At 42.4% G+C, this 15,087-nt stretch carries 16 protein-coding genes; 9 read left to right on the plus strand and 7 right to left on the minus strand.

All coding sequences use genetic code 11. From position 1 onward, the window contains the following. The first annotated feature begins 186 nt into the window (after positions 1 to 186). Positions 187 to 1,146, plus strand: a complete 960-nt coding sequence (locus tag ACYQ5K_RS10430) for a DHH family phosphoesterase (RefSeq protein ID WP_178025255.1) — start codon at positions 187 to 189, stop codon at positions 1,144 to 1,146. Between the two features lie 54 nt (positions 1,147 to 1,200). On the opposite strand, the gene ACYQ5K_RS10435 is transcribed toward ACYQ5K_RS10430, so the two are convergent. Genes ACYQ5K_RS10435 through ACYQ5K_RS10445 form a run of 3 tightly spaced genes read right to left on the minus strand, consistent with a single transcriptional unit; the run spans position 1,201 to position 3,067 of the window. Then, the gene (locus tag ACYQ5K_RS10435; RefSeq protein WP_178025257.1) at positions 1,201 to 1,833 is read right to left on the minus strand and encodes an ABC-2 transporter permease; all 633 of its coding nucleotides are present in this window, start codon (positions 1,831 to 1,833) and stop codon (positions 1,201 to 1,203) included. 1 nt (position 1,834) lies between these two features. Continuing rightward, complete coding sequence (locus ACYQ5K_RS10440) at positions 1,835 to 2,692, minus strand: ABC transporter ATP-binding protein (protein WP_178025259.1); 858 nt, start codon at positions 2,690 to 2,692, stop codon at positions 1,835 to 1,837. Positions 2,693 to 2,695: 3 nt separating this feature from the next. Further along, positions 2,696 to 3,067, minus strand: a complete 372-nt coding sequence (locus ACYQ5K_RS10445; protein WP_178025261.1) for a GntR family transcriptional regulator — start codon at positions 3,065 to 3,067, stop codon at positions 2,696 to 2,698. Positions 3,068 to 3,310: 243 nt separating this feature from the next. On the opposite strand from ACYQ5K_RS10445, the gene ACYQ5K_RS10450 reads away from it, so the two are divergent. From ACYQ5K_RS10450 to ACYQ5K_RS10465, 4 genes are all read left to right on the plus strand, one after another. After that, positions 3,311 to 4,126, plus strand: coding sequence for a pyridoxamine kinase (locus tag ACYQ5K_RS10450; RefSeq protein ID WP_178025263.1), 816 nt, complete (start codon positions 3,311 to 3,313; stop codon positions 4,124 to 4,126). Beyond that, positions 4,126 to 4,395, plus strand: coding sequence for a TIGR04076 family protein (locus ACYQ5K_RS10455; protein WP_178025265.1), 270 nt, complete (start codon positions 4,126 to 4,128; stop codon positions 4,393 to 4,395). The genes ACYQ5K_RS10450 and ACYQ5K_RS10455 overlap by 1 nt, the downstream gene beginning before the upstream one ends. 196 nt (positions 4,396 to 4,591) lie before the next feature. Then, positions 4,592 to 4,729 carry a hypothetical protein gene (locus ACYQ5K_RS10460; protein ID WP_173689287.1) on the plus strand — a complete coding sequence of 46 codons (138 nt, stop codon included), beginning with the start codon at positions 4,592 to 4,594 and terminating at the stop codon, positions 4,727 to 4,729. Between the two features lie 17 nt (positions 4,730 to 4,746). Next, complete coding sequence (locus ACYQ5K_RS10465; protein ID WP_178025267.1) at positions 4,747 to 5,328, plus strand: GNAT family N-acetyltransferase; 582 nt, start codon at positions 4,747 to 4,749, stop codon at positions 5,326 to 5,328. 96 nt (positions 5,329 to 5,424) lie between these two features. Here the strand turns inward: ACYQ5K_RS10465 and citX are convergent, their stop codons facing one another. Continuing rightward, a complete protein-coding gene (citX, locus tag ACYQ5K_RS10470; RefSeq protein ID WP_178025269.1) occupies positions 5,425 to 5,919 on the minus strand; it encodes a citrate lyase holo-[acyl-carrier protein] synthase in 495 nt (164 codons plus the stop codon). Positions 5,920 to 5,930: 11 nt separating this feature from the next. Continuing rightward, positions 5,931 to 7,052: a [citrate (pro-3S)-lyase] ligase gene (locus ACYQ5K_RS10475; RefSeq protein WP_178025271.1), complete on the minus strand. Its 1,122-nt coding sequence runs from the start codon at positions 7,050 to 7,052 to the stop codon at positions 5,931 to 5,933. 263 nt (positions 7,053 to 7,315) lie between these two features. On the opposite strand from ACYQ5K_RS10475, the gene ACYQ5K_RS10480 reads away from it, so the two are divergent. Beyond that, the gene (locus tag ACYQ5K_RS10480; protein WP_459777541.1) at positions 7,316 to 8,068 is read left to right on the plus strand and encodes a DUF4866 domain-containing protein; all 753 of its coding nucleotides are present in this window, start codon (positions 7,316 to 7,318) and stop codon (positions 8,066 to 8,068) included. Between the two features lie 71 nt (positions 8,069 to 8,139). Here the strand turns inward: ACYQ5K_RS10480 and ACYQ5K_RS10485 are convergent, their stop codons facing one another. Next, entirely contained in the window at positions 8,140 to 9,471 is a 1,332-nt protein-coding gene (locus tag ACYQ5K_RS10485) for a threonine/serine exporter family protein (protein WP_178025275.1), read from the minus strand. Between the two features lie 320 nt (positions 9,472 to 9,791). Here ACYQ5K_RS10485 and ACYQ5K_RS10490 point away from each other — a divergent pair, with 320 nt between their 5' ends. Beyond that, positions 9,792 to 10,664 carry a phosphoribosylaminoimidazolesuccinocarboxamide synthase gene (locus tag ACYQ5K_RS10490; protein ID WP_178025277.1) on the plus strand — a complete coding sequence of 291 codons (873 nt, stop codon included), beginning with the start codon at positions 9,792 to 9,794 and terminating at the stop codon, positions 10,662 to 10,664. Positions 10,665 to 10,743: 79 nt separating this feature from the next. Here ACYQ5K_RS10490 and ACYQ5K_RS10495 read toward each other — a convergent pair whose 3' ends face one another. Beyond that, on the minus strand, positions 10,744 to 11,556 hold the full coding sequence (locus ACYQ5K_RS10495; RefSeq protein WP_459777542.1) for an AraC family transcriptional regulator: 813 nt from the start codon (positions 11,554 to 11,556) through the stop codon (positions 10,744 to 10,746). A 136-nt stretch (positions 11,557 to 11,692) separates the two neighbouring features. On the opposite strand from ACYQ5K_RS10495, the gene ACYQ5K_RS10500 reads away from it, so the two are divergent. Next, the gene (locus ACYQ5K_RS10500; protein ID WP_178025279.1) at positions 11,693 to 13,708 is read left to right on the plus strand and encodes a beta-galactosidase; all 2,016 of its coding nucleotides are present in this window, start codon (positions 11,693 to 11,695) and stop codon (positions 13,706 to 13,708) included. Between the two features lie 242 nt (positions 13,709 to 13,950). Next, positions 13,951 to 15,063 (plus strand): ABC transporter substrate-binding protein, encoded by a 1,113-nt coding sequence (locus tag ACYQ5K_RS10505; protein ID WP_459777543.1) that lies wholly within the window; start codon positions 13,951 to 13,953, stop codon positions 15,061 to 15,063. Positions 15,064 to 15,087: the final 24 nt, after the last annotated feature.

Raw genomic sequence — 15,087 nt, forward strand, 5'->3', positions numbered from 1 at the left:
TTTTTCAGTGCCCTCGATTGAGGGGCAGGGGAGCTGAATAGGCGAAGCCTATTTTTTATACAAAAGGTATTTGCTTTTTCATGAAAAAGCATGAACATGGAAAAGAATAAATTTAGTTTATTTACCTTTAAGGAAAAATGTGGTAATATGCTGAAAGAATGAGAGTAATCTAAGAGGCGGGAGAAAATGGGTTTTTTAAATCAGCTATTAAAGTACAAAAAAGTATGTATTCAGTGCCATAACTGTCCGGATGCAGATGCACTGGCGGCGGCATATGGCGTATATACATATTTAAAACTGCATGATATCAAAGCGTCGATTATTTACGGTGGAGAACGGGAGATACAGAAGAAGGATCTTTTGTATATGCTGAATATCTGTGAGATTCCGGCAGAGTATGTAAAGGAGCTTCCTGATACAGAGCTTCTGCTACTCGTTGATGGACAATACGGTCAGGGGAATGTATATCACTTTGATACAGACAATATAGTGGTGATCGATCATCACATGCCTTTTATGAAAAAGACACCGCAGACATTGATCGACAATTCTTATCAGAGCTGTTCTACAATTGTATGGGAACTTCTGAAAGAAGAAGGATATGATGTGAAGGCAAACAGAAGACTGAGTATTGCGTTCTTATATGGATTGTATACAGATACTTCATCGTATGTGGATCTCTATAAGAAGAATGATATTGCCATGCGTGATGAATTACGGGATGATTATCCGGAGCTGGAGCGCCTGAAGAAATCCTGTATGAGTCTGGAAGATCTTATGATTGCCGGAGAAGCGCTCCATCATGCTTATTTCGACCAGGATAAGCAGTATCTTCTGATCAGTGCCATGCATTGTGAACAGTCGGTACTTGGAATTATCGGAGATATGGCAATCAAAGTCGATGTAGCGAAGATCAGTATTGCATATACGGATATTGACAGCGGTTATCAGATTTCGGTAAGAAGTGCAGACCGGGATTATCTGGCAAATGAAGTAGCAGCAAAGCTGTGTGATGGAATTGGAAACGGCGGAGGGCATATGGACAAAGCCGGTGGTGTGATTTCAAGAGACTGCATCAGTGAACAGTATGCGGGATGGGAAATTGCCGATATTATTAAAGAGCGAATGGAAACGATTATGGAATAAACGAGCAAAAGCGGTTTACTTTGAGGTAAATCGCTTTTGTTATTATAGAAAGAATTACAAGTCCCGTTTCTGGTAAAATTTCATAGATAGAAACCATGAAAGTCCATAGAGTCCGAATACGATCAGAAAGACAATTACGATTGGGGCATGTGGAACTGCCATTTGTGTAATACGAAGTGAGAGATTATCCGTAACTTCCTGAAAGAAAGCCAGGATTACAAAAAAGAGAACGAATCCCGTATAATAGGCAAAGCGGCCTTTTTCACTTCCAAGCTTGAATGTAAATGGAAACATAAATGCCGGCGGTAATAAACCACAGGAAAGTATCACTGCAAAAGTTGAGAATAAGCCAAAAAGTTGAAAATTATGGTTTATTAACATATTACATACCTGTGCAAAAATAATTAGTAAACTTGATGCTCCAAGGACACATAAGGTTAAAATGTATTTGGAGGATACGATAGCTTTTCGGGTATATGGGAAAGTACAGGCATAGCTGTTCCAGTGTGCTTTTTCATCGTAAGAAAGCAGGTTTACCGGAATAATGCTGGAAAGTACAATCGGATACAGGGCGAAAAAGACTTTATTATTTTTTATGCCGACAATTGTGAAGATAAATACGAGCAGTAAAAAGACACGGCAGTATTTCATCATAAGATAACAGTCTTTGCGTAAGAGTCCTTTCATATCAGTGCGCCTCCTTTATCATAAATATAAACAGGTCTTCAATGCTGACCGGCTGAACGGAAAAGCCTTCCGGAATCTGATCTCGGAGGATAACAGCTTCCGTATTATAAGAAGTCTGTTTGACTCCGATAATCGCAGAAGGATCCAGTTCCTGTAACTGTTCCTTTGTACACTGGATAATGCCATATTCTTCCAGGAGCCGGTCTTTTTCTTCATAAAGAACCAGTTTTCCTTTATGGAGAAATGCGATATAGTCACAGATTTTTTCCAGGTCACTTACAATGTGGGAAGAAATCAGGATCGCATGCGATTCATCACGTGTGAAATCGTTAAAAATGTCGAGAATCTCATCCCGTACCACAGGATCCAGTCCGCTGGTTGCCTCATCAAGGATCAGAAGCTTTGGATGGTGGGAGAGGGCAACTGCGATTCCGAGCTTCATCTTCATTCCTTTGGAGAACTGTCCAAATTCTTTTTTCTCCGGAAGATGAAAAGTCTGGAGATACTGGCTGTACAAAGAAGAATCCCAGTTGTTGAAAGAATCCTTCATAATCAGCCCGATCTGTGTCGGAGTCAGGCATTCTGGAAAACCGACTTCGTCCATAACAACGCCAATCTCTTCTTTTGGGATAGAAGTTTCGGTAGAGCAGTCTTTCCCAAGAATCCGTATGATACCGGAATCTTTCCTGATAATATCCAGAATCAGCTTGATTGCGGTCGTCTTTCCGGCACCATTTTCCCCGATCAGTCCAAGGATACAGCCGCTTGGAAGTGTAAGATTCAGATGATCCAGTGAAAATCCGGGATAGGATTTACACAGATCTTTTAGTTCTAATGCATTTGTTTCAAATGTGGTCATAAGTTATTCCTCCATCATGAAATGAAGCATCTCGGTAAGCTCCTGTTCACTGAGATTACAGGAAGCTGCAAGATGTACTATTTTTTCCATATAGTCTTCAATTTTCTTTAGATTGGTTTCACGCAGAAGATCCGTGTTAAGCGGAGCGACAAAGCAGCCTTTTGCTGTGATTGTATAAATGAATCCTTCTTTTTCCAGTTCATCGTAAGCCCGTTTGGTGGTCACGACACTGATCCGGAGGTCTTTGGCAAGGCTTCGGATGGAAGGCAGGGCTTCATCTTCCAGGAGCGTTCCGCTGATGATCTGAGACTTCAGCTGCGTGTAAATCTGTTCATAGATGGGTGCACCACTTTTGTTATCTATGAAAATATTCACGTCTTCACCTCATTTTTATATGTTTCAACTGTATAGGTACAGTATATACAGTTAGCACAGATGTGTCAAGAGTAAGAATAATATTTAGTCTTTTTATATGTGGAAAAAGGTAATGCGGGAAATGCTGACGGAATATGAGAAGACTTCGATCTTTTTCATTGCTTGTATACAAATTTGATTCATGGTATGATAAATTTTATAGTAGAAAAAAGTGCGGAAAATTTCCAGAAAAGAGGATAAAACATGAAGAGTATATTACTTATCAACGATATGGCAGGCTATGGAAAGGTTGCGTTATCTTCGATGATACCGATTCTTTCGAGCATGAAATTCCAGGTGTACAATCTCCCGACCGCATTAGTGTCAAATACATTGGACTATGGAAAATTCGATATTCTGGAAACAACGGATTATATGAAGAACAGTATGCGGATCTGGGACGAGCTCGGATTTAAATTTGATATGATCAGTACTGGATTTCTGGTTTCTGAAGAACAGACAAAGCTGGTTTCTGAGTATTGTCAGAAGAAAAAAGAGAATGGAACTTTCATTTTCGTAGATCCGATCATGGGAGATGACGGACACCTTTACAATGGTGTGACGGAGAAGACCGTTACTTATATGCGTCAGATGTGCAAGGTGGCAGATATGATCGTGCCGAATTATACGGAAGCAGCTTTTCTTGCAGGAAAGTATACAGACAAGATGGAGCTTACAAAAGAAGAAGCAGAGGATTTGATCCGTACGCTTCATGCAGACGGGGCAAAGACGGTAGTTATTACCAGTATGAAGATCGATGGACACTCCTGTACGATGATTCTGGATGGAGAAAATGGCGAGATCACCAGCCTTCCATATACAGAAATTCCGGTTCGGTTTGCCGGAACAGGAGACATTTTTTCTTCTGTCCTGATCGGTAAATTCAAAAGCGGAACGCCGCTGACAGAAAGCGTCCGGCTTGCAATGGATGCAGTGGAAAAGCTGATTGTAAAAAATAAGGATAATGAGGATAAATATAAAGGAATCCCAATCGAACAGTATCTGGAGGAAATTGTATAATGAGCAGGAGACCAAAAATAAAAATTACATTGATCGACCGGAAAGGACCGGTTGGATGTCACAGAGGACATAAGATTGGAGACAGCTATGATTTTGACACCCAGAGAGGTGAACTCTGTCCGATGGCGATGCATGTGGCATTTCCATATGTGGATATCCTGCGGTACGGCGGAAGTATTCCGGGACAGGAGCCAGGAACCGCGGTATTTTGCTGTCCGGATGTGGATACGATCAATGTGTTTAAGATTGAAGTGTGTGAGGAAGACTAGAAAAAGATGGATGCGGATTCTGGGGGAACGCGCATTTGATATGGAAGGAAAATGATGCAGACTTTTGTGAATACCGGAATAAAAATGGAAGTTATAGATGAAATCATTTCATTTGTAAAAAAATATAATATACACCGTGTGATAATGTCGTTTTAACTGGTTTGGTTGGATTATATGAAATTACTTTTGAGCAGTCATGGAAGATGATGAAAGAAATAATGTAACACATTCTTATAACCGGAAGATTGCGATGGGAATCATTACGCTGGCAAAACAGGAGTTTTACAAAATGTTCTGTGAATTGAAAGAAGAAATTGACAGCAACTGGATATAGGGATCAGGAGTAGAAAAATGGATACAAATGAAATCAGGATCCGCCCGGCAACTGAGGCGGACGCGGAAGAAATTTTAAATATCTATGCACCGTATGTTACGGACACAGCAATTACCTTTGAATATGACGTGCCGACTCTGGAAGAGTTTACCGGGCGGATTCACCATACACTGGAGAAATATCCGTATCTGGTGGCGGTAAGAGATGGGGAGATCATCGGTTATGCATATGCCGGAGCTTTTTATGGCCGGGCTGCATATGACTGGTCGGCGGAAACTACGATTTACCTTAAGAAAGATTGCAGACACAGTGGCGTAGGGAAATTACTTTATCAGGCACTGGAGGATGCGCTGAAAGCGCAGAATATCATCAATCTGTATGCGTGCATCGGCTATCCCGAGGTGGATGATGAATATCTGACAAAGAACAGTGAGCAGTTCCATGAGCATCTGGGGTATCGTCTGATCGGAGAATTCCGAAAGTGTGGTTACAAATTTGGACGATGGTATCATATGGTCTGGATGGAGAAAATGATCGGAGAGCATCAGGAGAAACCGGAGCCGGTAAAGCATTTTACAGAAATTCAAAGAAATGAGTAAAAAGAAAAACTTGAGATTTAAATAGCTAAATAAAAAATTTGCCATATAACGATGTGAATGATAAGAACAACCGTTATATGACAAATTTTTATTGTATTACAATAACATTTCTTCAATCTTAGCCTGCATCTCAGAAACGGTATGTTTCCGCGACCTGGCACATTCCTGTGCCTGACAGCCGCAGATCAGGCATTTGCGGTAGACACCGCGGGAGAGTTTTTCCCCGTCCGTTCCGATCACATCCATATCAAAAAGTCGTCCAAACGGATGCATTTCTTCAATTTCTGTAGTCAGTTCTTTGATCTTATCTGCCGGATAATTGACAGCAAGAATGATTTCATTTCCGGTCTTATCATCAAATTCAATCTGTGAGAGAACCGGAATGTTCTCTTTTTGTAATGCATCGAACAGAGCTTTTTTCCCGGAAAGGAATGCTTTTTTGATCTTGTCATTTGTCTTTATTGGTCCCGGGATATTCATGCAGAATGAGATCACCGGGCAATGGTATTTCTGAATATATGCGTTCTGCGTATTGACGCGGCGTTCGCGGCAGGCGAGCATATCGGTTAATACAACTTCATGTCCTTCCATTTTGATTCCTCCTAATAATGAATTACATTTTGCTGTTTTTTAATCCGCTCGATCACAGGCACAGCTTCCGGACTTCTGAAGTAATCCAGTGTGGTCTGTGGAACCAACTTTGCAAGTGTATCGAAATTATCATTTTGCAGGGCAAGACGTACATTGGAAGCACTGATCGGTGTGTCCTCACAGGTCTTTCGTGGTACGATGATACATTCAATTCCCTGTTCCGGCAGCTTCTCAGACATGATCTGGTTGTAGATTCCGGTAACCAGGCTTGTCGGCTCTTCCCCCACATAGCGGCGTGTGATGCCGAGTGTCTTTGCAATCTGCGTAAATACAGTCAGATCCAGCATGGCATGACTTTCGATGACTGCATTTTCATCCTTCTGGAAATAGCTCGGGAAGGTGGCATTGCTGATGATATACGGACCGCTGTCGTGGTAGCAGATATTTTTCAGGTGAGCGGTTCCTTCCATGACGAGCTGTTTCCTTACCTGAAACGGAACCAGGCTTGTATCTTCACTGACGATGAAGAGGTGAAGCAGATCATTTTCAGCGGCAGCTTTTTCGACAAGATACTGGTGGCCGAGGGTAAATGGGTTGGCGTTCATGACAAGAGCGGCAATTTTTTTACCTGAACAATCGGATGAAGCGTCAGTGTCCGACTCTGAATTTGGCGCAGCAGATGAGTCAGCTACAGCATACCCTTCCGGGAGCGGATCCTTTGCAAGACTGTTCAGATAGTTCTGGAATCCGGTTTTCCGGTTCTCCATGAAGACAATCTGTCCCTCAATCCGGGCAATTTCGTAAAATCCGAGATCACCGAAAAATTTTGCCGAATTACATTTGGTATAGAGGAAGAGGTGGGTATTCCCTCTTGAAAACTGGAACTCGATCAGATGTGAGACGATGGAATTCATCAGTCCCTCACCCTGATGTTCATGGCTTACGGCAAAACAGCGTAAGGTGTTGCCAAAGCAGCTTCCGGTTGCGATAATGTGCATCTCATCGTCATACATTCCACAGGTGTAATCCAGGTTGGCATCCCTGCGGATCCCTTCTGAGACAAGCAGCGCGTCCACTTCAGCGTTGGCACGTTTGTCGGAAGGATAGATTTGAGAAATATAATAATCTGACATAGATAGAATCCTTTCTGCCTGGCTGCATGGCAGCCAAAAGTATTTACTGAAATTATTTTAACATCTGTACCGGAAAAGTAAAGAGAAGAGGGGATTCTGAAAATGAATACGGGTATGATTTTTTGAAAAAATACAAAATCGTCATTATGTCACAGTGATATAGTTACAATACAAATTATGCAATTTACGAATCACTTGGATAAACCTATAATATAGTAGGATTTAAAGAAATCATATCATTAGGAAGAAAAGGAAGGATAGATATGGCAACGATTTTTCCAAGAGAAGAAAAGGCTGAGATGTTATTTGACAAAATACTGGAAAATCCGGAGGCATGCAGACGCCTGAAAAGCACTTTTTATGATGCAATTGATTCCGGAGATGAATTTATGACGGAGAATCTTCCGGCAAAGCAGTTTACGAGTGCATTATTTGATGCGTATGAAAATAAAGATCTGACAGCATTTCTGATGGCGATCTGCCAGAACAGTATGTTTGATCTTTTGAGAAATGCTTTTCTTGCGCCGTTTAAGTTTAATGCGGACGGTCAAACAAATCCGTATTTTCTGACGGATGAAGATGGGAATCTGCTGGAGGATCTGCCGGTTCACGTAAAAGAAAAAGAATATGAAAAGTTCTGCAAAGTTTACCAGAAGCGTGACAAAGTAAAAATGTATCTGGCTCACGGTTATCGAAAAAGACACTCGTATAATCCGGATACAATGGAAGCGCAGGAATACAAGATGGGAGAACATAACGGAGTTCTTATGATCTATGAACTTCCAGATACGGTAAAAGAGAAAAAGACAGAAGCAGAAGCCTATGCAGCAGTGTGGGATATCATGATGGAGCTTCAGAAGGATCTTCCAAGATCGGTTGTGTATTATGGACAGGATTCGCTGGAAGAGGACGGAAAGCGATACGATGAAATGGGGGTATTTCTTCCGCTTGAACATTTTTCCGACAGGCTGGAAAGACATATTGAAAAGGCAGACCAGATTATATACAGGAAATAAAGCAGATAAAAATGGTGTATGAAAACGACAAAACATTTTTCATACACCATTTTTTTATCGAAAAAAACGTTTTACGTGCAATACCGGAAAGTCTTGTCTGTCAGGATTCTTGCAAAGATCAGTCCAAGTGGTAAAGCAAGAATGATAAGTAGTGCTGCCGCAAACCATGAAGCGGAAGTCTGGAGTGACATGACGCCCAGGTTGTAAATTGCCCGGTACAGGTAAAGTCCGGGTACCATGATGACGATGGATGGAACGGTCAGCGAAATTCTTGGATAACCAATCCGGCTTTTTAAGACAGATGCCAGAATTCCGGCAGTCAGTGCGCCGATAAATGCGGCGGCAGCAGGCGGCAGGGATGCCAGGTCAACAAGTTCAAGCCGGAGGGTATTCGCAATTGCACCGAGGATCCCGGCAGTCGCGGCAAGTTCTTTTGGACTGTTAAACATGATCGAGAAACCAAAGACTCCACAGAAGCTGGCGAGAAGCCGGAACAGAATATGCTGCCAGAGTGTGAGTGACAGAGACGGGAAATCATTTGGTTTCAGATGAAGGATCAGCGCCATGATCCATGCGGTCATTGTTGCGACAAGAATAATGATCATTGCATAAGTCAGGCGTTCCAGACCAGACCGCATATCCAGTTTTGCAAGGTCAATACCACTGGTGATGAATGGAAATCCCGGTATGATAAAAAGCATGGAACAGATATATCCGGCTTCATGCTCAAGTGAAATTCCAAACAGGACTTCTGTCAATTTTAAAAGTGCGGCATATACCATACATGCAGCTGCCACAGAGGCTGTAATACCTAAAAATAAGGTGAAATGGTGTTTGGTCAGTTTACACCTTACAAAATTACCGATTCCGGCACCACAGAAAGTGAGAAGCATTTCCACCGGACCGCCACCCAGGAGAAAGGTAAATGCGCCACAGGCAAGTGCAGCTGCAAATCCGAGTGCGATCGGGGAATACAGACCGTGGATCCGCTCAATTTCATCCAGGTAAGAATGGAGCTGCTCTCCGGAAAGATATTTTTCTTTTGTTGGAAAATCATTGATAAAGTTCTCTAAACGGTTCAGTTTCGAGGTGTTGACGCCGGTATTGGTCAGGCACAGCGACTGTGAAAAACAGTTTTCTCCGTCAAAACAGGTATATTCAATAGACATCAGACCGATATCAGCGGTACAGGTGATTCCGAGTTCACGGGAAAGCGTATTCATAGAACTGCGGACACGCCATGCACCGGTACCACAGGAAAGAAGCATCATACCGGTTCTTCCGACGATGGAAGCTTTTTCTATAAGGCTGGCTTCTGTGATCGGAATGGTATCTTCTTTATTCAGAGCATAATCATGCCAGAGAATATCCATATGGTTTTTTTCTATAATGCCTTGCTGCATAAAATGCACTTCCTTTTGATATACCATAAATATATGTCTAGTATATTAAATATGTATTTATGATATTGATTTATTATAATATAGTATAGTCAGTAAAAGGGAAATGTCAAGAGTTCATTCTGAAAGTAATAAATGCTAATAAAAAATGCTAATAAGCCAGAAACCTTGTTTCTCTTGACACTCATTATGTTCGGTGTTACGGTTATTTAGGATGCAAGATATGGTGCAGATACTGAGAATACGGTATCCAAAGTGCACCGCTTTTGAGAGTTTTTATAAAACTCAGTTTACAAGAAAATAAAACAATGAGGTGTAAGAACATGCAGGAATTAAAACCGATCAAAGAAGGTAAAGTACGTGAGATTTATGACAATGGCGACAGCCTGATCATGGTTGCAACAGACCGTATCAGCTGCTTTGACGTGATTCTGAATAATGAAGTAACTAAGAAAGGTACTGTTCTGACACAGATGTCAAAATTCTGGTTCGATATGACAGAAGAGATTCTTCCGAACCATATGATTTCTGTAGATACAAAAGACATGCCGGAATTCTTCCAGCAGGAGAAATACGAAGGCAAATCCATGATGTGCAAGAAGCTGAACATGCTCCCAATCGAATGTATCGTTCGTGGATACATCACAGGAAGTGGCTGGAAGAGCTACAAAGAGAATGGAACTGTATGCGGAATCAAACTTCCGGAAGGATTACAGGAATCAGACAAACTTCCTGAACCAATCTACACACCATCTACAAAAGCAGAGATCGGTGATCATGATGAGAATATTTCTTTTGAACAGAGTATCGATCATCTGGAAAAATATTTCCCGGGAAGAGGAAAAGAATTAGCAGAAAAGCTTCGTGACAACACCATCGCTCTTTACAAAAAATGTGCAGAATATGCACTTAGCAAAGGAATCATCATCGCAGATACCAAGTTTGAATTCGGCCTTGATGAAGATGGCAACATGGTGATCGGTGATGAGATGCTGACACCGGACAGCTCAAGATTCTGGCCGGCAGACGGATATGAACCGGGACACGGACAGCCGTCATTTGACAAGCAGTTCGCACGTGACTGGCTCACAGCTAATCCGGATAATAACTGGACACTTCCACAGGAGATCGTGGATAAGACAATCGAAAAATACCTGCAGGCGTATGAGATGCTCACAGGCGAAAAACTTGCATAATTACATCACATGCCATGAGATAAAATATGACGAAAGGACCGGCGGTTTTGGACTGCCGGTCCTTTCGTGCATACAGAAGTTAATTTAATTTCCGAAATTCCAGTGGAGTAACCCCGGTAATCTTACGGAATACCGCAATAAAATGACTGGGATCTGTAAATCCTGTCTGTCGTGCGATTTCCTGTACTTCGCTACGTGGAGAGGAAAGAAGCAGTTCCCGTGCTTTGGCAATCCGGTAGCTGGTCAGATATTCGTAAGCAGAGCATCCGAGAAAGCGGCGGAACAGGCGGGAAAGATATTGTGGTGTGACATAGACCATCCGGCTGAGTTCCTGAATCGTAAGAGGAGAATCATAGTTTGTTTCCATTTCATGAAGAACAGGAACCAGATATTGCTGATACAAAGGATCTGTGGCAGCCTGAACGGCAGTTCCGCCGGCGAGGAGCAGGAGGAGCCGATAACAGGAGGAGGACAGTGACAGAGGATCCAGAGGCGGATTCTGATACTGTGTAACCACCTTTTTTATAATCGTTGAAATGGGAATCCCCTGTTCGCTGGATATGAGGAGAACAGGCTGGTTCCCGGTAATATCCCCAATCGAGCTTTCCAGGGATCCGGTAAATGTTGCAAAGCACGTTTTCCAGTCCGGAGAGACATGGAGGCTTTGATAGGAATGCCGGATCGAGGGTGCGATGAGGATTCCTTCATTTTCTTTTAGCAGATATTCTTTTTCTTGTACTTTTACGATTCCCTCTCCGGTTTCCGTCTGGAGGTAATGGTAAAAAGGATAACCCCGTGGGCGGTTTACAGCCTCCTGGATACGGTCATTTCCAACAGAATCAAAGGTAAACGGCTCCGATGAGGGTAGATTTCTGAAAAAAATTGGCATCATATCACCTGTTTCGAAATGTTATATTATTAGTTTATCATGTTATACAAAGATCTGTCTACTTTTAGTATAATCAAGAAGAAACATACGAAAAGAAACATGACAGAACGTGTGACAGACAGAAATAAAAGGAGATATTATGAAACGACCATTTAAGAGAATTTTATACGGCGGAGATTACAATCCAAACCAGTGGGGAAAAGAGATATGGAAAGAAGATATGCGCATTTTCAAGGATGCCCGGATCAACAGTGCAACGATCAATGTATTTTCCTGGGCGAAGATCCAGCCGTCAGAGGAAATTTATAATTTTACAGAACTGGATGAGATCATCGATATGCTGAGCCGCGAGAACTATGATATCGTGCTTGCAACTTCCACAGGAGCACTCCCGGCATGGATGGTAAAACGTTATCCGGAAGTGGCAAGGACGGATTATGAAGGAAGACATCACAAATTCGGACAGAGACACAATGCCTGCCCGAATTCACCGGTGTTTCAGAAATTTGCATCCCGCCTTGCAGGCAAACTTGCCGAGCGTTACGGGGATAATCCACATGTGACCTGCTGGCATATCAGCAATGAGTACGGTGGAGAATGCTATTGTGAAAACTGTGAAAAAGCGTTCCGGGTATGGCTGCGCGAAAAATATCAGACACTGGATGAACTGAATAAAGCATGGAATACGGAATTCTGGGGACATACCATTTATGACTGGGATGAAGTGGTGCTTCCAAATGCGCTTGGTGACGGAATCGAAGATGCGGCAGAACCGCATATGACGGCATTTGCAGGAATTTCCATTGATTACTGCCGGTTCAATTCCGATGGAATGCTGAATAATTTTAAGATGGAAAAAGAAGCGATCCGCCGATACGACAAAGAGACCCCGATCACAACTAATATGATGGGAACCTTTAAGGGACTGGATTATTTCAAATGGGCGAAGGAAATGGATGTGATTTCCTGGGACAATTACCCGGCATATGATACGCCGTGGAGTCTGGTTGCAATGCGGCATGATCTGATGCGTGGTCTTAAGGATGAGCCGTTTATGTTGATGGAGCAGACACCAAGCCAGCAGAACTGGCAGCCGTACAACTCTCTCAAGCGTCCGGGACAGATGCGGGCACAGAGCTATCAGACTATGGCACATGGTGCGGATACGATCCAGTTCTTCCAGCTTCGTCGAAGCGTAGGCGGATGCGAAAAATTCCACGGAGCAGTCATTGCCCATGCAGGAACAGAAAATACAAGAGTATTCCGCGAGGTAAAGCAGCTTGGTGAAGAGCTTGAACAGCTGAGCGATATCATACCAGGATCTGCAAATGAGGCACAGGTGGGTGTGATCTTTGACTGGGATAACTACTGGGCTCTGGAATATACAAGCGGTCCGTCCATTGACCTCAAATATGTGGAGCAGATTCATCATTATTATCGTTATTTCTATGAGAAAAATATCGGTGTCAGCATGATTCCGGTGGATGCAGATTTCTCCAAATATAAGATGGTCGTTGCACCGGTGCTTTATATGGTGAAACCGGGAATGAAAGAAGCATTGGAAGAATATGTGAGAAATGGTGGAATTCTCGTGACAACCTACATGAGTGGTATTGTCGGAGAGTCAGACAATGTATATCTGGGCGGATATCCGGGACCATTAAAAGAGATGGCAGGTGTCTGGGTGGAAGAAATCGATGCCCTCGCACCGGAACAGTATAATGTGGTGACTTTCAAAGATGGAAGCCAGAGCAAATGTAAGATCGTATGCGATCTGATGCATCTGGAAGGTGCGGAGTCACTTGGGGAATATGCGGAAGATTTCTATGCTGGTATGCCTGCGGTAACCCGAAATACCTATGGAAATGGAAAGCTGTATTATATTGGAAGCTGTATGGAAGATGCAGGTACTGATAAAGTGCTTGCGATGGCAGCAGAGGATGCAGGAGCAAATCCGGTTGCAGGAAATGGAAACGGTCTGGAGATCGTAAAACGTAACGGAGAAGGAAAGAACTTCTATTTTGTGATGAACTTTAAGGATGAAGAACTGGAAATTCCGGAAGAATTTGCAGGAAAGAAGGATCTTTTAAGTGGAAATGAAGTAGAAAAGGGAGAAAAGCTTCCTAAATTTGGTGTGAAGATTATAGAAGAATAAAAAATCTGAGAGAAACATAAAAGGAAACAGGAATTTCAGGCAGATGCAAAAGCAAGGCTGCCTGGGATTTCTGTTTCTTTTTATTTAACAGGAAAAGTGCCAGTAGAGATGCCTTGCGGATTGTACGAAAATAAAAGCATAGTTTTCATACTTGACATATAGGTTATAAGACGATATAATTCAAAACAACAAAAACCTATTAAATAGATAGGTAAATAAGGAAAAGAAAAAGGAGGACAAAGATGATGAAATTGAAACTCATTACAACAAAGGTAACAGCACTTAGTATAGCAGCAATATTGGCAGTAACGGGGCTCACAGCCTGTGGAAGCAAAACGACATCAGAGAGCAGTTCCAAAAAGGAAGCATCTGTGGACTCTGAAAATAATACGATCAAATTTGCGATTCAGCCGGGAACTATTCGAACAGCAATTGTGATTCTGGCAAATAAACTCGGTTATTACAAAGAAGAAGGCGTGAATGTTGAATTTCCGGAGACACAGGATGGAACAGCTACCTTAACTGCTATTAGTTCCGGGAAATCAGATGTAGATGTTCTGGGAACCGGAGTTGTACCGGATCTTACATTTATTGCAAATGGTTCGGATCTGGTGATCTTCGGAGGAACCGCAGCAGAAGGCGGAGCCATTATTTCCAAACCGGAAGATGTAGATAAATTTAAAGATCTGAAAAATTATGAAGGAATCAAAGCAGCAATGGTCCGTGGTGACTCCGCCTGGGTAGTAACAAGAGCGAAGCTTCTGGAAGAAGGCGTAGATGTAGATTCCATTCAGCTTGTAGAAGTAGACAGCCAGGCAAATGTGGCACAGGCAGTTGCAAAAGGGGAAGCAGAGGTTGGATTCCTTCCAATTGAATTTGCAAATTCCTATGCAGATATCGGAATCGAGCAGGTATATCAGGTAGGAGAGCTTTCTCCACTGTATGTATGCTGCCGTCAGGTAACTTCAAAGAAGAAACTGGAAGAAAAGCATGACGCATTTGTCGAATTTACAAAGGCAAATTTACGGGCATGGGAATATTACAGTGATGAAGCCAATCAGGATGATATCGTGAAAAAACCGGCTGATTTTTCCGGTCAGGATGAGGACTATGTAAGAAATTATTTATTTGTAAACCGTACCGTACTGACACTGGATCCGAACAAACAGGGAATCGAGACTTATTATCAGTCACTTAAGGATTCCGGATTCTTTGAGGATGACACAAAGGTAGATATTGATGATCATATTGATACTGAGATTTACAAAACAGCACTGGATGAACTGATCAAAGAAAATCCGGATGATGCATTTTATCAGGAACAGCTTACGACATTTAACAAGTACAACAAGTAGAGGAACATCATAAGGAGAGAATCC

The sequence above is a fragment of the Allocoprococcus similis genome (assembly GCF_054660775.1).